At 34.3% G+C, this 19,806-nt stretch carries 23 protein-coding genes and 1 riboswitch; of the genes, 22 read left to right on the top strand and 1 reads right to left on the bottom strand.

Annotation, left to right across the window (positions count from 1 at the left end; genetic code table 11):
• The first annotated feature begins 173 nt into the window (after window positions 1–173).
• The 7 genes from tapA (at window position 174) to OB_RS18510 (ending at window position 4,028) form a co-directional block, all read left to right on the top strand.
• Window positions 174–965, top strand: a complete 792-nt coding sequence (gene tapA / locus OB_RS12960) for an amyloid fiber anchoring/assembly protein TapA (protein ID WP_231847034.1) — start codon at window positions 174–176, stop codon at window positions 963–965.
• Window positions 962–1,555, top strand: a complete 594-nt coding sequence (gene sipW / locus OB_RS12955; RefSeq protein ID WP_011066919.1) for a signal peptidase I SipW — start codon at window positions 962–964, stop codon at window positions 1,553–1,555. The genes tapA and sipW overlap by 4 nt, the downstream gene beginning before the upstream one ends.
• A gap of 29 nt (window positions 1,556–1,584) precedes the next feature.
• Entirely contained in the window at window positions 1,585–2,244 is a 660-nt protein-coding gene (locus OB_RS12950; RefSeq protein ID WP_011066918.1) for a TasA family protein, read from the top strand.
• Between the two features lie 116 nt (window positions 2,245–2,360).
• Window positions 2,361–2,445, top strand: a riboswitch (cyclic di-GMP riboswitch).
• Window positions 2,446–2,467: 22 nt separating this feature from the next.
• Entirely contained in the window at window positions 2,468–2,596 is a 129-nt protein-coding gene (locus OB_RS18215) for an anti-repressor SinI family protein (protein ID WP_081427519.1), read from the top strand.
• 78 nt (window positions 2,597–2,674) lie between these two features.
• The gene (locus OB_RS12945; RefSeq protein WP_011066917.1) at window positions 2,675–3,001 is read left to right on the top strand and encodes a helix-turn-helix domain-containing protein; all 327 of its coding nucleotides are present in this window, start codon (window positions 2,675–2,677) and stop codon (window positions 2,999–3,001) included.
• A 267-nt stretch (window positions 3,002–3,268) separates the two neighbouring features.
• The gene (locus OB_RS12940) at window positions 3,269–3,760 is read left to right on the top strand and encodes a VanZ family protein (protein WP_011066916.1); all 492 of its coding nucleotides are present in this window, start codon (window positions 3,269–3,271) and stop codon (window positions 3,758–3,760) included.
• Window positions 3,761–3,872: 112 nt separating this feature from the next.
• Window positions 3,873–4,028, top strand: coding sequence for a hypothetical protein (locus OB_RS18510; RefSeq protein ID WP_011066915.1), 156 nt, complete (start codon window positions 3,873–3,875; stop codon window positions 4,026–4,028).
• A gap of 57 nt (window positions 4,029–4,085) precedes the next feature.
• Here the strand turns inward: OB_RS18510 and OB_RS12935 are convergent, their stop codons facing one another.
• Window positions 4,086–4,742: a YigZ family protein gene (locus OB_RS12935; RefSeq protein WP_011066914.1), complete on the bottom strand. Its 657-nt coding sequence runs from the start codon at window positions 4,740–4,742 to the stop codon at window positions 4,086–4,088.
• 154 nt (window positions 4,743–4,896) lie between these two features.
• Here OB_RS12935 and OB_RS12930 point away from each other — a divergent pair, with 154 nt between their 5' ends.
• The 15 genes from OB_RS12930 (at window position 4,897) to flgL (ending at window position 19,797) form a co-directional block, all read left to right on the top strand.
• Complete coding sequence (locus OB_RS12930; protein ID WP_011066913.1) at window positions 4,897–6,036, top strand: sensor histidine kinase; 1,140 nt, start codon at window positions 4,897–4,899, stop codon at window positions 6,034–6,036.
• 104 nt (window positions 6,037–6,140) lie between these two features.
• Complete coding sequence (locus OB_RS12925) at window positions 6,141–6,833, top strand: response regulator (protein WP_011066912.1); 693 nt, start codon at window positions 6,141–6,143, stop codon at window positions 6,831–6,833.
• 118 nt (window positions 6,834–6,951) lie between these two features.
• Complete coding sequence (locus OB_RS12920; protein ID WP_011066911.1) at window positions 6,952–7,791, top strand: DegV family protein; 840 nt, start codon at window positions 6,952–6,954, stop codon at window positions 7,789–7,791.
• Window positions 7,792–8,378: 587 nt separating this feature from the next.
• Window positions 8,379–9,524: a DEAD/DEAH box helicase gene (locus OB_RS12915; protein WP_231846949.1), complete on the top strand. Its 1,146-nt coding sequence runs from the start codon at window positions 8,379–8,381 to the stop codon at window positions 9,522–9,524.
• On the top strand, window positions 9,521–10,198 hold the full coding sequence (locus OB_RS12910) for a ComF family protein (RefSeq protein WP_011066909.1): 678 nt from the start codon (window positions 9,521–9,523) through the stop codon (window positions 10,196–10,198). Before OB_RS12915 ends, OB_RS12910 begins: the two co-directional genes overlap by 4 nt.
• Before the next feature lie 74 nt (window positions 10,199–10,272).
• The gene (locus OB_RS12905; RefSeq protein ID WP_011066908.1) at window positions 10,273–10,950 is read left to right on the top strand and encodes a response regulator transcription factor; all 678 of its coding nucleotides are present in this window, start codon (window positions 10,273–10,275) and stop codon (window positions 10,948–10,950) included.
• Complete coding sequence (locus OB_RS12900; RefSeq protein WP_231846948.1) at window positions 10,937–12,373, top strand: HAMP domain-containing sensor histidine kinase; 1,437 nt, start codon at window positions 10,937–10,939, stop codon at window positions 12,371–12,373. Before OB_RS12905 ends, OB_RS12900 begins: the two co-directional genes overlap by 14 nt.
• A 386-nt stretch (window positions 12,374–12,759) precedes the next feature.
• On the top strand, window positions 12,760–13,470 hold the full coding sequence (locus tag OB_RS12895; protein WP_011066906.1) for a polyphosphate polymerase domain-containing protein: 711 nt from the start codon (window positions 12,760–12,762) through the stop codon (window positions 13,468–13,470).
• 1 nt (window position 13,471) lies between these two features.
• Window positions 13,472–14,173 (top strand): DUF4956 domain-containing protein, encoded by a 702-nt coding sequence (locus tag OB_RS12890; RefSeq protein ID WP_011066905.1) that lies wholly within the window; start codon window positions 13,472–13,474, stop codon window positions 14,171–14,173.
• A 49-nt stretch (window positions 14,174–14,222) separates the two neighbouring features.
• Window positions 14,223–15,785 carry a CotH kinase family protein gene (locus OB_RS12885; RefSeq protein ID WP_160162355.1) on the top strand — a complete coding sequence of 521 codons (1,563 nt, stop codon included), beginning with the start codon at window positions 14,223–14,225 and terminating at the stop codon, window positions 15,783–15,785.
• Between the two features lie 393 nt (window positions 15,786–16,178).
• Window positions 16,179–16,592 (top strand): TIGR03826 family flagellar region protein, encoded by a 414-nt coding sequence (locus OB_RS12880; protein ID WP_011066903.1) that lies wholly within the window; start codon window positions 16,179–16,181, stop codon window positions 16,590–16,592.
• Between the two features lie 63 nt (window positions 16,593–16,655).
• On the top strand, window positions 16,656–16,913 hold the full coding sequence (gene flgM / locus OB_RS12875; protein WP_011066902.1) for a flagellar biosynthesis anti-sigma factor FlgM: 258 nt from the start codon (window positions 16,656–16,658) through the stop codon (window positions 16,911–16,913).
• Window positions 16,914–16,930: 17 nt separating this feature from the next.
• Window positions 16,931–17,413, top strand: coding sequence for a flagellar protein FlgN (locus tag OB_RS12870; RefSeq protein ID WP_011066901.1), 483 nt, complete (start codon window positions 16,931–16,933; stop codon window positions 17,411–17,413).
• Between the two features lie 21 nt (window positions 17,414–17,434).
• Entirely contained in the window at window positions 17,435–18,907 is a 1,473-nt protein-coding gene (gene flgK / locus OB_RS12865) for a flagellar hook-associated protein FlgK (RefSeq protein WP_011066900.1), read from the top strand.
• An 8-nt stretch (window positions 18,908–18,915) separates the two neighbouring features.
• Window positions 18,916–19,797 carry a flagellar hook-associated protein FlgL gene (gene flgL, locus OB_RS12860; protein WP_011066899.1) on the top strand — a complete coding sequence of 294 codons (882 nt, stop codon included), beginning with the start codon at window positions 18,916–18,918 and terminating at the stop codon, window positions 19,795–19,797.
• Window positions 19,798–19,806: the final 9 nt, after the last annotated feature.

Below are 19,806 nucleotides of genomic sequence, written 5' to 3'. Positions count from 1 at the left end.
GGAAATCAAAAACAGCCAATATTTAGGAAGTACACAAAATACTTATTATTAAATTGATGCATATATCAGTTTTTAACAGATATTTGTTATTTAGTATATTTTGGTTTACTAATCATTCCAGCTAATAATTATTAAACCAAAGTATAGCTAACCAGGGAGGGATTGATTTGCGTATGAAGCGAGTTCGTAAGTTTAAATCAAAGAAGAAAAGTATATTTATCCTTAAATTAGTTGGCGTATTATATGTAGCAATTGCCTGTGTGTCTTTGATTACTACAACGGGTACAGCTTCGTATTTTTCAGAGAAGGATCAAGATGGATATGTACGGGCAGGAGTTTGGTGGGACGGAAGTGAACTTAAATTCACTGAAAAAGGAACGGATCCTATAACTGGATGTGATATGCAAACCATTCAAGCGGAGATAAAAAATATCGGAAAAGATATGAAACAATCAACTACGTATGAAATTTATTTTAGTAAAAACGGAAATCCGAAGAATGGGGAAAAAATAAGTGAAAAGGAGTTAGCACCCCTAAAATCAGGAAAACAAACAACCTTAAAATTTGATGTTGATAAAAACGGTTCTTATCAATTTCGTGTTCTTCAACATCCAGAATTTAAAAATGATGAAAAACAGCATGATGAATGGAGTAAGAAGATAATGATTAAGTGTAAATCTACCCAAGATAAGCAAGATAAAGAAGTTGAAGTGTCAAATGAAAATCAACAAGAAGTGGAAGCCAAGAACGATAGTAAAGAGAACAAGACGGAGGAAGAGCTTCCAAAGGATAAAACTGAAGATACAGATATAGAAGAACAAAAGTCAGAAGAAGTTTCAGATGAAAATAATCAAGAAGAAACAGAAGAAATAGAGACAATACCTGAAACGAATCCAGAGATTGATGAAAAAGAAGAGCAATCAGAAGCAGAAAAATCAGGTGAAAGCGAGGAGGACGATCAATGAAAATCACAAAAAAAAGGCTGTTAAAATGGGGAAGTAATCTAGTATCATTTGTACTTTTCCTTGGTTTAGTTACGATGGCAACTATCGTAATTACAACGAAAGCAAGCGGTGGAGAACCAGAACTATTTGGGCTTCAATTTAAAACGGTACTATCTGGTTCAATGGAGCCGGGTATTCAAACAGGATCTGTCATTGCTGTAGAAACGGGTGGGGATATGACTCGTTTTCAAGAAGATGATGTCATTACATTTATGGAAGAAGATTCAAAACTTGTCACACACCGAATTACAGAAGTGTTAAACAATGGGGAACATATTATGTACGAAACAAAAGGAGATAACAATAATGCAGCAGATATAAATCCTGTTTTTGCAGAAAATGTTGTCGCTGAATATACGGGTTTTACAGTACCGTACTTAGGATACCTTGTTAGCTTTGCACAAACACAAAACGGAGCTTTTCTATTACTAATACCTGGTATATTACTTTTGGGGTATGCGGTCATCACCATTTGGCAAGGATTACGTGAATTAGAAAGAAATCAGAAAGCATTTCACGATGACAAAGAAGATAAACAAATCGCCACGTGATTGTATGAGCATAAAGTGGAGGTGAGGAAATGAAGAAAAATATCCTTATTATTGTCTGTTTTAGTATTATCGTATCATTAATTTACCCTTATCATTCTTATGCTGATACGGATAATTCAGATGCGAGTGAAATTGAATTATCCATAACGCCTGATGATTTTCTATTCAATATCGAAAATATGAAACCTGGTGATTGGGCACCAAGAACACTAACCATTAATAACTCGGGGATCAGTGAATTTGAATATCAAATGTCTGTCGAAAATAATGGTAATGATAAGTTGTTTAATGAGCTTTTATTATTAATTGAAGATGTTGATCAGAACAAATTATATGATGGAAAGATTTCAGAGTTTTCTTCAATACCTTCTAGATACTTAGATGCTGGGAGTCATGAAGATTTGCATATCACAGTAACCTTTCCTGCACATTTGGGTAATGACTTTCAAGGTGTTTCCAGCTCTTTTTCTTTTATCTTCTATGCAGAAGGGGATACAGTTCAAGGCAGTAAGGAAAATGATGTGGCTGAAGTCTCGGGGGTAGTTGATAACAATAATGGAGATTCTAATAATCAATTACTGCCAGACACGGCTACTTCCATATTCTCAATATTACTTTTAGGACTTTTGGTTGTATGTGTTGGATTATTCGTATTAATATGGCAAAAATACAAGTCAATTCCCAAGTAACTCCATTTACCAAAAGATAGGATTACACCTTGCAAAACTAGTGTTTATCTGACAAAACAAGTCAAACAAACAAGCAAGATATTATAGTATGATAGTCTTATAAATCAAACGAAATCCTCAGAAAAAGGCAAACCTATTGAAAGATGGGGACGCAAAGTCACAGATCTAAGGTATTTTTACTAAGATGGCTGGACTATCTGGATGTAAGGTAGGGGACTAAATCGTGGATAAAACATTACATTCTGTTAAGGTTGATCAAGAGTGGGTACGTTTAATCAAACAAGCGAGAGAATTGGGACTTACAATCGAAGAGATAAGACAGTTCATAATGGTTACAGGTCAGAAGGTGTAATTTGTATGAACAACGTACGCAATATAGAACTATTCGCTGCAGTTATGTTATAATTTGCAGTGAAAGTAGGTGATGAGCTTGATCGGCGAAAAAATAAAACAACTACGCCTAGAAAAAAGAATGTCCATTTCCGAATTAGCGGAAAAAGCAGGAGTCGCTAAATCATATTTAAGTTCGATTGAGCGTAATCTTCAATCTAATCCTTCTATTCAATTTATAGAAAAAATAAGTAATGTCTTAGGCGTAACTGTAAATGAAATAATTTTAGAAAATAATAATGATGATGCTGATCTTGATGAAGAATGGATGCAAATTGTTCAAGAAGCGATGAAATCCGGTGTATCAAAAGAACAATTTAAAGAATACCTTGAATTTAATAAATGGCGTCAGAAAAATAATCATTAGTTTGTTAAGTTTAAAATCTTAACAGGCTAATGATTTTTTACAGATGCAGTACATATGAAGTGGCAATTATAGTATTAATGTATATACTAGAAACGAGATATATTTCTGTCGAAGTATTTTTGGGAGTCATTTTATACATGTGTGATAAGTCCTATTCGATTCAAAGGGATTTTTCATCATACTTTTGCGACATTAACACCTAGTGATGTAGAAACGAAATCTTCAACTAAGATGAAGGTGCATTTTATTTAAAAGGATGTATTTGTTTTGCGTTTAAAATCATTATATTTATTACCAATTCTGTGGATGTTGGTGATTTTTATTTCATCTGCAACTCCATATGAGAATCAAGATGTTAAACCGTTATTAAGTGGATTAGACTTACAATTTTTATATCCTTATTTATCTTGGGTAGAGTTTACGTATCATTCATCTATTGTAAGTGTCGAAGCGTTAGGGATAGAAGGATTTATAGAGTTCTTTTTAAGAAAAGGTGCTCATGTCAGCGTATTCTTTATTCTAACATGTTTGTTTTTCATATCTTTTATAAAGAACACACAATGGAATAGAGGCAAGATCTATATTTGGTCTATAATCCTCACTGGTTTATATGCAATTGTAGATGAACTACATCAGGGGATTACTCCAAACCGAACTCCATATGTCGGAGATGTGATCCTAGATGTACTTGGAGGAAGTCTAGCATTACTTGTAATTGCTGTGATTTTCAGATTACAAAAAAAGTATAGACATGTCTGAAAAAATTGTATAAAATTACGATTAACAACAATAAATTTCATTACAAGACAAAATCCGACTACATGATTAATGGAATATAAGGTTATATTCTCGTAAAAGGCGGTAGAATTAAATGAGAGAGCAAGAACAGTATCAGAATATTCTTCAGCGAATGATTCATGATACCGAAAATCAAAAGATAGGCTCTTCTGAAGAGCTGATTAAGCAGCTGGTTGAAGAGTTATCAATGAATCCGAATTTAAAAAAGTATATACACCCGGCAAGATAGTTATAAAAGCCTACGAGCGTATATCGATTTACGTCCGTAGGCTTTTGTTTGCCATAATCAAGAACGAGAAGGTGTATCATCAACATCAATTTCCATGTATTTTTTATCTAGTATTTCAATAGTTGCTTGATCACTTGTTAAATTAGTAATCCAAGAAATAAAACTTGCTTCTTCTCCTTCGATTATATAAACAATAAACTCGACATTTTCCAGATAATGAATATCATCCAATATAAATTCGGTAGATTGTCTTAATTCATTCTCTAGTTTACCGAGTAAAGGATATTCGACCTTTACTGAGATGCATTGCATCAATTGTCGTTTTACAATTCCTGTTGTTTTGATTGCTTGAGAAGTAGTGCTTCCATAAGCACGAATTAAGCCACCAGCTCCTAATTTAATCCCTCCGAAATAACGAGTTATTACTACTGCTGTATCTTTCAATCCTTTTTTCTTTAATACTTCTAAAATGGGAACACCAGCGGTTCCACTAGGCTCACCATCATCATTTGCTTTTTGAATCTGATCATTTTCCCCAATCATATATGCCGAACAGTTGTGTGTTGCATTATAATGCTTCTTTTTAATTTCTTGAATAAATTCTTGGGCATCCTCTTCTGTTTCCACCCGTTTGACATATCCAATAAATCGAGATTTTTGAATAGTTATTTCATCCATACCTTGTTGTTTTACGGTATAATAGGTATTTAACATCTTGATTTTCTCACCTCAAACTAACATTATAGTAGATAGATCACATTATGAGTATAAGGAAGGAATAAATAATATCTTTTGAAATATTCTTAATCTAACCCTTACAAACAGCGAAACGTTACGAATAATTATAACATAGGTTGGTGGATGTATTATGGCAATCAAAATAACTGATAAAGCTTTGGATCACGTGGTTAATGAAATGGTTGATGTAGTTGAAAACAGTAAAGATGAAATTTTTAATATAAGTGAAGAGGCCAGAAAAGAGCACGAACACTTAGTTCGGGAGCTTAAATTAACCAAAGAAAAAGTTTTACGCCACATTCAAAATGGTGACCAACTGGAAGAAAGAGTTCGATTTTCTCGTAAGCGATTAGCAGAAGTGAGTAAATATTTCGAAAAATATTCCGAAGATGAAATTCGAGAAGTATATGAAAATACGCATTTAATGCAAACGAAACTCGCTATTTTAAGGCAAGAAGAAAAATCGCTGAGGGAAAAGAGAGATGAACTTGAACGAAGGTTAATTGGTTTATCACATACTATCAATCGAGCTGAGAATTTAGCAGGTAAAATTGCTGTTATATTAAATTATCTACAAGATGATTTTCGTCAAGTTAATGAAATGATCGAAAATGCTAAAGAAAAGCAAGAATTTGGTTTGAAGATTATTGAAGCACAAGAAGAAGAGAGAAGAAAATTATCGAGGGAAATTCATGATGGCCCTGCACAAATGCTAGCGAATATGTTACTACGATCAGAAATCCTTGAGAGAACGATAAAAAAAGGAACACATGACCAAGCAATTGAGGAGATTCATAGTGTACGTAAAATGGTTCGCTCATCATTATATGAAGTGAGGAGAATCATTTACGATCTTCGTCCAATGGCACTTGATGATTTAGGACTTATACCGACGATTAGAAAATATGTGGAAAGTATTTCAGAATATCATTCGATTACAATAAATTTTAATGTTATTGGCGAAGAAAAACGATTGAATCAAAAATATGAAATTGCTCTATTTCGGTTGATGCAAGAATCCATTCAAAATGCGATTAAGCATAGTGAAGCTGCATTAATCCAAGTTAAATTAGAGATTCGTAGAGAAAACTTAACATTGATTGTGAAAGATGAAGGAAAAGGTTTTGATCAGAATGAAAAAAGTGACAAATCTTTCGGTCTTATTGGGATGAGAGAGAGAGTGGAGATGCTTGAGGGAGAATTAAATATAAAATCTGCAATAGGAAAAGGAACATCTATAATAATTAAAGTTCCATATTCGCCCAGTTAAGTATATAATAGAGAATAGATAGAAGAAATAGAATTATTATTTACTGTCATTTCGTGTAGGGAACTATAGAAAGAATTACTATCATCGGGAGGGAGTTTTTCCAAATGATTACAGAGAAAGAAGTAAGAATTGTATTAATTGATGATCATAAGTTGTTCCGAGAGGGTGTAAAAAGAATACTAGATTTTGAACCATCATTTGAAGTAGTAGCTGAAGGTGATGATGGTTCGATGGCATCTAAGCTCGTGAAAGAGAATGCACCAGATGTTGTACTTATGGATATTAACATGCCGGAGATTAATGGGGTTCAGGCTACTGCAGATTTAGTAAGGTACTTTCCAAATTCAAAGGTTATCATTCTATCTATTCATGATGACGAAAGTTATGTTACTCATGCCTTAAAAACTGGTGCGCAAGGATACTTATTAAAAGAGATGGATTCAGACGCTTTAATTGATGCAATTAAAGTAGTAAGCGATGGTGGATCATACCTACACCCTCGTGTAACACATAACTTAGTAAAAGAATATCGACGCTTGGCTAAAGAAAATTCTTCTAGTATAGCTGATAAAGGAATTGAATATCGTAAGCCATTGCATTTACTTACAAAAAGAGAATGTCAAGTACTACAACTGCTTGCTGACGGAAAAAGTAATCGTGCAGTAGCAGAGACGCTATATATTAGTGAAAAAACTGTAAAAAACCATGTAAGTAATATTTTACAAAAAATGAACGTTAATGATCGAACTCAAGCTGTTGTATCTGCTATCCGTAAAGGATGGGTAGAAGTAATTTAACGAAGAAAATAAAAATGCCTTGATGTACATCATCAAGGCATTTTCTGTGTCGATTTTTTATAGGAATTCATGTAAAATAAATAACTACAGTTAAAATCGATTAAGGAGAAGGATAGTCATGAAGATAGCTGTCATGTCAGATAGTACGGCTTATATCTCAAAGGATGATAGAGAAAGATATAATATACATATGGTACCATTAAGCGTTATTTTTGATGATGCTTCATATCAAGAAGAAATTGATATAACAACAGAAGAATTCTATAAAAAAATGAAATCAACAAAAGATCTTCCTAGTACTTCTCAACCTTCAATTGGCTATGTAACCAAGAAACTTGAATCATTAGCAGAACATTTCGATGCAGTTATTTCCATACATTTATCTAGTGGGATTAGTGGCACTTATCAAACTGTCACGAGTGCTGGTGAAATGGTTGATGGTATCGAAGTAATTACATTTGATTCAGAGATAAGCTGTATGGTTCAAGGATTTTATGCTATCGAGGCTGCAAAGTTAGCAAAAGAAGGAAAATCGGTAAATGAAATCATGGACCGTTTACATGAAATGAAGCAATCTATTCGTGCTTACTTTATGGTAGATGATTTAACGAATCTACAACGCGGAGGGAGATTGTCAGGTGCACAAGCATTGATTGGAAGTTTGTTGCAAGTAAAACCAATTCTACATTTCCAAAACAAGTTAATTGTGCCTTTTGAAAAAATTAGAACTAGAAAGAAGGCCATTCATCGAATGATGGGGATGTTGGAAGATGAAGCTGAAGGCAATGAATTACGTGTAGTGTTTATTCATGGAAATGATGAAGCATCTGCAAAACAATTAGAACAACAGTTTAAAGAAAAATATCCGAACGCAGAAACATCGATCAGTTATTTTGGTCCTGTAATCGGCACGCACCTAGGTGAAGGTGCAGTAGGTATTGGCTGGTATAAAAAATAATATCATACGGGATTGGGACATAATAAAAGTACTGCTCAAAAGACGGATGATAGCTGAAATAAGCGTAAGAAATATACGGAGACTCCTTGAAAATCAACAATCGATTTTCTGCGTGCGATGCAATGCTGCCGACTTATCCTGTGGGAGGAAGGCCTAGTTGAGACCCCGATGCATGAGTAATCGGAGGCTCAACAGCCACCTTAGGATAAGCGGAGTATATTTCTGGAGTTTGTTTTTCAAAATTCGTGCTTATCTTTTGCGTAAATACTTTTTTTCCAGTCTCATTGATAATATACGGAGGTATATAGATGAAAGAAATAGATAGTAATTGTATTACATCCTCACCGTTATTCCTAACTTATTATTTTTCTAATAAACTACTATTAGAAGAAGAGATTCCTTTCCCCAGCAAATGTCTTCAAACACTCCTATCCACTCAACAACTAATTTCCGTTAAAGCTATTATCCGAAAAGGGTTATCTATTCAATGTGTACGATGTGGTAATAAAAATCGAAAGCTATTTTCTGTTTATCCTTGTAGCCGGTGTAATCAGCAGAAGCATCTCTATTGTAGAAATTGTATTCAGATGGGTAAGATAAGTGAATGCAAACCTTTATATCTCTGGAATGGTACACAGGCAAAATACACATCGCATGCGAATGCATTAACCTGGGACGGTGAACTAACTTATGCTCAACAGACAGCATCAAACAGTTTAGTAAAAGCGATTCAAGGAAAAGAAAAAGAGTTTTTAATTTGGGCGGTTTGTGGATCCGGTAAAACAGAAATGCTATTTCCGGCTATCAATTATTGTATGCAACAAGGAAAACGTATTGCAATTGCTTCACCTAGAGTAGATGTTATTCGTGAACTGTATCCGAGAATACAGTCAGCGTTTGAGAAGGTTACTGTGGAAGCAATGTATGGAAGTAGTGAAAGTAAATCTGGTATGTCTCAAATTATATTGGCAACGACACATCAATTAATGCGATTTAGAGAGGCCTTTGATGTAATAGTAATTGATGAAGTGGATGCGTTCCCTTTCTATTATGATAAGACATTAACTTACGCTGCAAATCATGCAAAAAAGCCTCATGCAATAAGCATTTACCTCACTGCAACCCCTCGTAAAGATCTACAAAACAGAATTCGACAACGAAAGCTTCCACATGTCTATGTACCTCTCCGTTACCACGGTTATCCTTTACCTGAACCAACAATGAAAATGTCTCTTCGACTTCATCAATCCTTGTCTAACAAACAGTTCCCTTCTATCTTCTATAAGTGGCTGTCCAAGCGAAATAATCCTAAAAGGCAACTATTAATTTTTGTCCCAACAGTTCGACTAGCTAAAGATTTACAGAAAGAATTATGTGAAGAATTACTTAGCAATCGTATTATTAAAAATAAATCGGAATTTCAAGAAGTTTATGCTGAAGATAAGCGCAGAGAAGAAAAGATAAATGACTTTCGTGTAAAGAAATTACAAGTATTACTTACTACAACAATCTTGGAAAGAGGAGTAACATTTCCATCTGTAGATGTAGCAGTCATGGATGCAGGCCATGAAGTTTTTGATGAAGCAGCACTTGTACAAATTGCAGGCCGAGCAGGGAGAAGTGCTACTGATCCAACTGGAGAAGTTGTATTCTTTCATAGCGGTAAAACAAAGGCAATGGAAAAAAGTAAGCAATTGATAGTTGATATGAACCGAAAAGGGAAAAAATTATGAATCAATGTCTGAGTTGCGGTCAATCTATGGATACAACAGTTTCCTGGGGGAATTGGTTAACCTTTAAACGAGATCAAGTCATTTGTTCTAACTGTTCACTCTATATGGAAAAAATAACCGGAAGTAGGTGTTCGATTTGTAGTCGTCCAAGTGAATTAACAATATGTCACGATTGTACAGAATGGAATCAACTTGGAGAGGTTATTCAATTTAATTATTCCGTATTTCTTTATAATGAATGGATGAAAAATATTATCTCATTGTGGAAGTTTCGAGGTGATTATGTGTTACGTGAAATATTTCGCGATGAATTGAAGTATGCGTTTGATCGTGTTTTTATAGATCAGAAAAAAGAATTAATTCTAGTACCTGTGCCTCTGAGCGATAAACGAATGAAGGAAAGAGGATTTAATCAAGCTCTCGCACTGGCTGAAATGTTAGATATGCCAATTCAACAAGCGATTGGAAGAAAGGTTAGTGATAAACAATCAAAAAAATCAAGAGTGGAAAGATTGAAGTCTACTAATCCATTTTATAGTTCTAGTCCGATTCGAAAAAACGTTGTTCTAATTGATGATATTTATACAACAGGAACTACCATACGCCAGGCAGCTTCGATATTATTAGAGAATGGCTGTCCGGAAGTTTATGCTTTTACACTTCTAAGAGGATAATAATTAGACATAATTCTGACATAAAACTGTTGTATACTTTTATTGTATATCAATTGGTTACAGGAAGTGGAAATATGAAAAAAATATTGATTATAGAGGATGAATATCCGATTAGTCAGGTGATTAAGGTTTATTTAAAAAAAGCAGGATATGATGTAGAACAAGTATTTGATGGTTCGAATGCTATGGATACTTTTAAACATGTTGAACCTGATTTGGTTATTCTAGATGTGATGCTACCGGGGGTAGACGGTTGGACATTACTACAGGATATACGTAGTAAATGTGCAGTGATCATGCTTACTGCTCTAGGAGATGTGAATTATCGTTTAGATGGATTAAATCAAGGTGCAGATGACTATATAGCAAAACCTTTTCACGGAGAAGAACTTGTAGCACGTGTACAGGCAGTTCTTCGACGAATAGGTAATAAAAACAACAACTCGAATGTAATAAAGTTTGGAACATTGGAGATTGATGTTGTTGCACACCGTGTTCGCTTATTAGGAACAATCATTGAATTAACTCCAAGAGATTTATCATTATTATTATTTTTCGCAGATAATCCAAACCGTACGTTTACGAGAGAACAATTACTCGATAGCATTTGGGGTTGGGATTATGATGGTAGTGATCGAGCAGTAGATTTATCGATTAAACGGTTACGTAAATCATTAAAAGACTGGCCAAAATCTGAAGGAGAAATAAAAACATTTCGTGGATTGGGGTATCAATTCTGTGTTTATAAATAAGTCTAAACGAATTCCTATGCGACGTTACTGGACTAGTCGTTATCTTATAACATTATGTGTTGGTTTATTGATTATAGCAATTTTATCTGTATGGTGGATTCGTCATAGTACACTAGAAAATCGTGTACAAATGATGGAATTATTAACCGAAGATATGGCAGATCGTTACACAGAATCAAGGGGAGAGAGACCACAGCCAGGGGGAATTCCTGGTGGTTTCCCTGATCAACGTTGGATGGGATTGGAACAAGAGCCTCTAATTTATATAATTGATCGTTCAGGAGAAATCATTTCTAGGAATCGGCCAATGAGTCCACTTGATCAAGAGATAGATATAGAAATGTTAGATTCTACAGAAACGGTACAAACACTGAAAATGGATGATCAAAACCGATTAACTTTCTATATGGTAAAATCCCCGATCGTTATGGATGATACAACGATTGGCTGGGTGATGATGGCAGAATCGAAACAATTATTAACAAAGGTAAACCATGAATATAAATTATTAGCTACGATGATTATTAGTCTTGCTTTATTAGGCTGGGCGGCTATCTATATATTGACAAAACGCTTATCAGATCCAATTAAACAGGTCGCTAATGCAGCTAGGAACATAGAAGAGGGAGACTACAAAGTTGAGTTATCAAATAATAGTAAAGAAGAAGAAATTCATGAATTAGTCTCGTCTTTTAAAGGAATGGCCAATCGATTGGAAAGGCTAGAAGCTATTCGTACGGAATTATTAGCTGGAGTAACGCATGAATTAAAAACACCAGTTACTTCAATTAGTGGATTATTACAAGCAATCAATGATGATGTTGTGAATGATGAAGAGAGAAAGGAATTCCTAGAGATTTCACTGAAAGAAACAGAAAAAATGCAAACAATGATTGAAGATTTACTCGCTTTTAACTCTTTTGCATCAAGTACATTACCTTTAAATCGAGAGAAAGTAGCTATTAATGAGACGATTGAAGAAATTGTACATGATTGGGAAATTACGAATCTGAATAATTCTATTCGTGTAGAAGTGGAAAGAAATAGTGAAGAGGCTATAGTAGAAGTTGATTGGATTCGATTAGAACAGATTATAACGAACTTATTTAATAACGCTAGTCAAGCAATGTCTGAAGGGATCATAACCGTAAAAATTCTAATCGAACAACAAGATGTATGGATATATGTTGTTGATGGTGGAATTGGGATTCCAATGGAAGAGCAAGCTTTAATTTTTGAGAGGTTCTATCGTGGTAATGAGAAGAAATATTCAACGAGAGGATTAGGGTTAGGATTAGCATTAAGTAAAATGATTGCACAAGCAATGAATGGAGACTTAACTTTACTCCATAGTGATAAAAGTGGAACAACGATGAAATTGCAATTACCCATAGTACAAGAAAACAGAAAACAATCAGATTGAAGCCGAAGTATTATCCCTTTGCGGAAGATACTTCGGTATTTTTTGTTTAAAAATGTTGACGGAACCATTAATAATTAATCTAGACATTTTCCTGACACATAAGCAATTTATGATGATTATATCGGTTGCTTATCTGATTTAATTTCATAATTGCTACGTTTTATTAAAAAACGATTGGAATGGAAGCCAGCGACTCCTGATCAAACCAACAGAGATTGAAAATCCAATAGGAAGATGGATTTTCTTCTAGTTGAAGCTTGTCTGTTAAAAAGGCCCGTCTGAAATGGGAATCAAACAGTGCATGCGGTTTTTATACCAAATATATTAATTATGAAATTGAGGTAACTGTTGAAAATAGAATGGAAAAAAGTATAAGGAGGGAAACAATGACAGGTGTAAAGTTTCGGCACGAGCAGAAATATTACGTAAACTATCATCAATATTATCTAATTCGTCAACGCTTAGGAATTCTTATTCGTAGAGACGAGCATGCAAATGACGAAGGTGACTACCATATTCGTAGTGTTTATTTTGATGACTTTGAAAATAAGGCATTACAGGAAAAGCAGGCAGGAATTGAAAATAGGCATAAATTTCGTATACGTATGTATAACAAATCCGATGACATAATCCATTTGGAAAAGAAAATAAAAAGAAATACGTGGATTGCTAAAGAAAAAGTAAGTATCTCTAGAAGGATGGTTGATGACTTATTACATGGAGATTTTGAAGCAATAGCTGATGAAAAGTCTCCATTATTACAAGAAATATATTTAGAAATGAAACACAGGCTTTTACGTCCAAAAGTAATTGTAGATTATGTTCGAGAAGCGTATGTAGCAAGAACAGGGAATGTCCGTATTACTTTTGATAAGGACTTACGAACATCATTAAATAAAATAAATCCTTTTGATATAGATTTAAAACCAGTGCGAGCTCTAGATGAGCCTGTTTATATTTTAGAAGTGAAGTTTGATGAATATATACCTAGATATATTAGTCAAGCATTGCAATTAAATGGATTGCAAAGGCAATCTGCATCAAAGTATACGATTTGTCGTAAATATATGAAAGCAAACACATGGGAGGATCAGTAAAATGCAACAATCAGAAACTACAAATTCTGTTAATTGGTCAGATATATTTAATTCAGAAGTGCTATCTAATTTTAATACCGATATTTCGTTAATAGAAATAGGAATAACAATGTCAATATCATTTTTGCTAGGATTATTTATTTATTTTCTTTATAAGCGAGTGTTTAGTGGAGTTTTATATTCTAAAAACTTCAATATTAGTTTAATCGCTTTGTCGATGATCACATCTTTAATTATTATGGCGATTGGGTCAAATTTAATTCTATCTCTAGGAATGGTTGGGGCATTGTCCATCGTACGCTTCCGTACTCCCATTAAAGATCCTAGCGATTTAATTTTCCTGTTTTGGGCATTAGCTGTAGGGATTATTACTGGAGCAGGTTTTTATAAACTATCTATTATTGGGTCGATTATTATTGGACTCGTCCTGTTTCTATCCATGAAGAAGTCGAATTTAGAGACACCTTATCTATTCGTCGTAAATGTAACGGATCATCAAGCGGAACAGAAAGTATTTGAACAATTAAAATCAGAAGTAAAACGGTTCAATATTAAACATAAATCAATTACAGCAAACGAAACAGAAATGACAATAGAAGTGCGTTTAAAAGGAAGTGAGCCGAGTTTTGTAAATTCAATTTCTGACATACAAGGAGTTGGAAATGCTGTACTAATTAGTTATAACGGGGATTATGTTCAATAAGGCAAAAAAGAAGGTGAATATTTTGAGGGTAACCAATCGACGGAAGAAAATGTTTATTTTGCTTACAATCACGTTAATGACGATGTTTAGTTATCGAATCAATCCTGCATCTGCAGCTGATCAAAATACTGATAAGATCTTTCAACAAGATGAAATAAGTGAAGTGAATATAGAGTTAGATGAGCAGGATTTTCAGAGTATGCTAGATAATCCGATGGAAGAAGAATACCAGGTAGCATCAGTTACGTACAATGGACAAACAATTGAAAACACTGGAGTTCGCGTGAAAGGAAATTCATCACTTCGTAGTGTTGCTAGTTCTGAATCAGATCGATATAGTTTTAAGCTGAAATTTGATGAATATATAGATCAAGATTTAGAAGGATATACGAAAATCAATTTAAATAATAATTTTGCCGATCCATCATATATGCGTGAATACTTAACATATGAGTTGATGGAAAAAATGGGTCTACCTACTCCGAATTATAGCTATGTCAATGTATATGTCAATGGTGAACATTATGGGTTTTATTTAGCTGTTGAAAATATTGAAGAAAACTATTTAGATCGTAATTTTAATGATACATCAGGAAATCTATATAAAGCTGATTCAGGTGCATCCCTTATTTGGGAAGAAGGAATGGAAGTAGAGGATACCTCACTTAATTTAAAAATCGGACTAGAAGGGAATACTTCGTTGTTATCCTTCATTGAGGGACTTAATACTGGTGAGAAGGTAGAGGATTATTTTGATGTTGACACATATTTAAGATATTTAGCAGTGAGTACTGTAGTTGCTAATATGGATAGCTATCAGGGGATGATGAGTCATAATTATTATTTATATGAGCAGGATGGTAAATTCACGTTTTTACCATGGGATCATAATATGTCATTTGCAGGCATGATGGGATCAGACCCATCGGAACTATTGATAGATGAACCAACCGCCGGAGCAGTGGAGAATTTTCCTCTTGTCGATTATGTACTCTCTAATGATGATTACAAACAAATATATCATCAATATGTGCAAGAGACGGTTGATTTACTAGATAATTTTGAGGAGAGAGTGAATTCACTAGAGAATTTAATCGGTACTGCTGTGGAGAATGATCCAACTGCATTTTATAGCTATGAAGAATTTACAGCAAATATTGGAGATCAAGAGGTTGATGGCTATCCAGGATTGGTTGGATTTATAACAAATCGATTAGAACACGTACAACAACAATTGGATGGTGAAATTGCAAGTTATAATAATGGAGAAGGTTTGCAATCCAACATGCCGGCTGGTGGTATGCCTGATGATGCAGCAGGAGCTATGCCGCAAATGAATGGTGACTTAGAAGACGGTGTGGGTGGTATGCAACGGAACGGAGAGCAAATGCAAGAAGGTGGTATGCCGGAGGTAAATGGCGAAGAAATGCCAGATATGCAAGAAGGAGGCATGCCAGGGATGCGGCAAGAAGGAATGCCTGGTAGAATGCAAGGTACAAATCAAGATGCAACCGAAAATCAAAAGTTTGAATTTTGGGTGGTTGTGATTAGTGTTATTGTATTAATCTGTAGCATTCTCTTTGTTAATTTATTTAAAAGGTATCATCGATGAAGTAAATGAATCGTAATTAGGAAAAACAAGTTTGAGACATAACGTATGTTCAAAAGATGTAATGTAATCAGAAATGGTGAAAACCAATCTGTTTTAAATATTCTTTTGATTCATTTGTCTTAAACTTGTTTTTTTTGTTGAAGTCATAATGGAACGCTGGGTGCTAATTTTGGAATAAATTAGGTATTGATATAGGTATAAAGGTTAAGGAATAGGTGGATTGGATAAAGTTGAGAAAAGATTTTAGGACATTCTGCTTATTTTTAATATAACTATTAACACAATGCCTATTTGTGACGATGATATAATCAAGAATAGATAAAACGTAAAAACTTATTCGTTAACAAACATAATTAAATTGATTTTGTTATGATTCTAAGAGGAGAGGTAACAGTGGGGGAATTAGCAAATTGTGTACGTTGCGACACTGTTTATGTGAAGACAACTCGCGATATTTGTATGAGTTGTTTCCAAAAGGAAGAAAAGGCTTTTCAAAAAGTGTATGCGTTTCTAAGAGTAAGACAAAATAGACAAGCAACATTATCAGAAATTGTAGATGCTACTGAAGTGAAAGAAACTTTAATAACAAAGTTTATAAAAGAACGTAGATTACAAGTGAAAAACTTTCCTAATTTAGGCTATCCCTGTGAGAATTGTTTTACAGTAATTTCGAGTGGGAAACTATGTGATAACTGTATAGGTAAATTTAAAGAAGATTTATCTGCTTATGAGCAAATGGAAGAAAGAAACTCAAAAAAGGAAAAAAAAGTAGACACATTTTATGCTATAGATAAACATGGTAAATAATACAATTACAGAATAAACGTTTTAATACCGATATAATTTTTAGTGGAAGAGGTGGCGAAAAAAATGAAAATAAATGGACCAAATCCAACCAATTTTAATCCTTATAAACAATCCATCCAACCAACGACAGAACCAAAAAGTGAAACAAATAAAAAAGATCAAATCGAAATATCTTCTAAAGCAAAACAATTACAAGAAAGCGCAAGTGACCCGAAGCGAGCTGCTTATCTGGAAGAATTGAAAAAGAAAATTGATGCTGGTGAATATAACGTTGATGTTGATAAAACTGCACAAAAAATGATGGATTTCTGGAAGAAATGATGTTAGGGGGATAAAGATTGTCGGAAAAAATTATTTCTAAAATAAATAAATTATTAGAGTTGCATCAAGAAATATTAGAGCTATCGAAGAAGAAAACAATCGAAATTAAGGATGGTCATGTTAATGCACTTCAAACTTTATTAGCAAAAGAGAGAAAACTAGCTCGTCAATTACAACAATGTGAAGAAGAAAGAATGCAGGTAGTTCAAGAGTGGAGTGCAGAACATAGATTAGCAAAAACAAACCCTACTATTTCAGAAATTATTGATTATATAGCAGAAGACAAACAAAAACAGCTATTAACAATAGCAACATCTCTAACGGATACAATTAAGGAATTAAAAAAACAAGAGCAATTGAATCAAGTATTGCTAAATGAATCGATGAAATTTGTTCAATTATCATTAGATTTAATGAATCCAACTATCAAAACAATGAATTATGGATCTGAAAAAGGTATGAACGAAGCTAGCAGATCTGTCTTCGATTCAAAAGCTTAGTAAGAAAAAGGAGCTAAATTTATGGGTACTTTTTATGGGTTAGAAATGTCAAGACAAGCATTAGCTGCACAACAGAGTGCATTATATACAACTGGTCATAATATATCGAATGCAAACACTCCTGGATATACAAGACAAAGAGTAAATTTAGAAGCAATGAACGGATTTCCTTATGCTTCTAGAAATCGTCCCAATATGCCTGGCCAAATGGGAACAGGAGTAGAAGCTGGATCTGTCCAACGAATTCGCAACCAATTTTTAGATAACCAGTTTCGGAGTGAAAATAATAGTTCAGGATATTGGACAGAAAAAGCAAATGCGCTAAGTAGAATGGAAAATGTAATGAATGAACCAAGTGACTCTGGGTTATCAAAAACGATGAATCAGTTTTGGCAATCCTTACAAGATTTAGCGGTAAACCCAGATAATGCTGGTGCACGTTCTGTTGTGTTGCAACGCGGTCATGCATTAGCGGATACATTTAATTATATTTCTTCATCCATGAGTACCATTCGTACAGATTTAAGTAATCAGATTGATACGACGGTAAAGGATGCCAATTCACTAATTGACAATATTGATAATCTTAACGAACAAATCAAAAATTTGGAAACGCATGGATATGATGCGAATGACTTGTATGATAAAAGAGATGTTTTGTTAGATGAGCTATCTGGAATTGTAAATATTAAAGTTACCTATGATAATAGTCATGCAAAAAACAGAGCAGATGGAGTGGCTACTGTAGAAGTGTTAAATGATAGCGGAGATTCGATTGCAACACTAGTAGATGGAGTCGAAGGTACAGTAAATCATATAGAAGCTCCAACGTATAACGAAGGTGAAGAAAACGATTTAACAGTTATAGAGGATATTCAAGTAAATGGGGAAAGCATCCTATCATCAAAAGGAAGTTTGAGCGGTCTAGTCGAATCCTATGGTTATATGGAAGATGGGGAGAGAGTTGGAGATTATCCTGAAATGATGAGTCGGTTAGATGAATTAGCATATTCCATTGCTACTTCTTTTAATGAGATTCATTCTGAAGGAGACTCCGGAGTTCCTTTCTTTGGTGAATTAACAGATGAAAAAGGTGCAGCAGGAGCAATATCGGTCATTCTTGAAGACTATGAAGATATTAATGCTAGCGCTGATGGGGAAGCTGGAAGCGGGGATCTTGCAAGTGATCTAGCGGACATATTTACCAATCCAAATGACTTGCTAGATGGAGCCTCCATTAATGATTATTTTGGATCAATCATTGGGGATTTAGGAGTTAAATCAGAACAAGCATATACAATGCAAGAAAACACAATGACATTGCAGCATCAAGTGGAAAACCAACGTCTTTCAATAAGTGCAGTCTCCCTTGATGAAGAGATGTCAAATATGATCAAATTCCAACATGCTTATAATGCTGCAGCAAGAGGAATGACCACTATGGATGAAATGATAGATACAATAATTAATCGTATGGGGTTAGTAGGAAGGTAGGGATTTAAATGCGTGTTACTCAGTCGATGCTATCGAATAATATGTTAAGAAATTTAACCAATAGTAATGCTCAAATGAACAAATATATGGAGCAGCTATACACAGGAAAAAAAATCACCAAACCTTCTGATGATCCCGTTGTTGCAATGAAAGGTATTGGGTATCGTTCAGAGCTGGTTCGTGTGGAACAATATCAACGAAACACATCTGAAGTGAACAATTGGATGGATAATTCAGATTCTGCATTAGATCAAGCTACATCCGCAATGCAACGATTACGAGAGTTAGCTGTGAAAGCTAATAATGGAACGAATAGTGAAGATGAATTACAAAGTATTCTTCAAGAAGCGAATGAATTAAAAGGACATCTTACGGATATTGCAAATACGAATGTAAATGGTAAATATATTTTTAATGGTACAAATACGGATACACCTCCAGTTACTGTGGATGAAGATGGTAATATTACAACTGAATTTCAGGATAGTGATGTCGTGATCGAAGTATCTGCTGGAACTAAAATTAAAGCAAATGTTGACGGTGGAGAAGCTTTCGGTGGCGACCCAGATTTATTTACAGCAGTCGATAATTTTATTGATAACCTGGAAAGTGGAGAGAATTTAGATGAAAGTATAGGGGAATTAGATACAGGGATTAATCAAATCATTAATTCACGCGCTGAGTTAGGTGCACGAATGAATCGATTAGAGCTTATTGAAAATCGATTATCTGAGCAAGAGATCGTTGCAACACAAACCATGTCAGATAATGAAGATGCAGATTATGCAGAAACAATCACGAAACTAATTACTCAGGAAAGTCTTCATCGTGCAGCTCTATCAGCTGGTTCACGCATTATTCAACCTTCTTTACTTGATTTCCTAAGATAATGGTAAGGC

The sequence above is a fragment of the Oceanobacillus iheyensis HTE831 genome, from assembly GCF_000011245.1.
Taxonomy (GTDB): domain Bacteria; phylum Bacillota; class Bacilli; order Bacillales; family Amphibacillaceae; genus Oceanobacillus; species Oceanobacillus iheyensis.
Note: the sequence above shows the minus strand (reverse complement) of the source record. Positions and strands in the feature narration are given on the sequence as shown.